The organism is Protofrankia sp. Cj5, assembly GCF_917627405.1.
GTDB lineage: Bacteria > Actinomycetota > Actinomycetes > Frankiales > Frankiaceae > Protofrankia.
Genome location: NZ_CAKJTO010000023.1, coordinates 48,432 through 49,073 on the forward strand (window position 1 = coordinate 48,432; position 642 = coordinate 49,073).

The following is a 642-nucleotide window of genomic DNA, read 5'->3' on the forward strand; positions in this document are numbered from 1 at the left end:
GACGGAGCAGGACGAGCAGCATCGCCACCTGCTTCGCGAGGTCCATGAGCGGAGGACGGCCGGCCGCCTTCCGGCCGTCGAGGATCTCCTCGATCCGGCACACGATCTCGTCGATCGCGCCAGCGGTAAGCCCTGCGGTAGACTTGTAGCGTACCGGTTCTCGTTTCTCGGGAAGTTTTGTTGTGTGGTAACTCCAATCTTTCCAAAGCGGGGCCGGTGCTTTTACGCGACACGCGGAGGGCTTCCATTTGATGGGTGTCCGTGGAGACGGCTTGTCGTTCTCATGTTCAATCGTCCGAGAAGAGATTCCGGGTGGTACGGATCCACCCTTCGGGCGCCTACTTCTAGGTGTTACCCGGCGAAATACGCGCGGTGGTTTTCTTGAGATTCCTTCCGCGCGGATGGATTATGGCTTCTGAATAGCGCTCCTTGCACACCTGGAGGCTCCGTTTGACAACTAATTTTCAGCTTCCCTCGGGGTGTCTACTACGGGTAGAAGATATCCGTCGGTGTGTTCGCTCCGATGCGACGGGCAAGGTCGGATGTTAGCGGATAGCTCCGTTCAATGGGGATCATCTTTCGTGCTGCTTCAGCATTCTCGATGCGGAGCAGTGCATGAATATTATGGGCAAGATGGGTGAC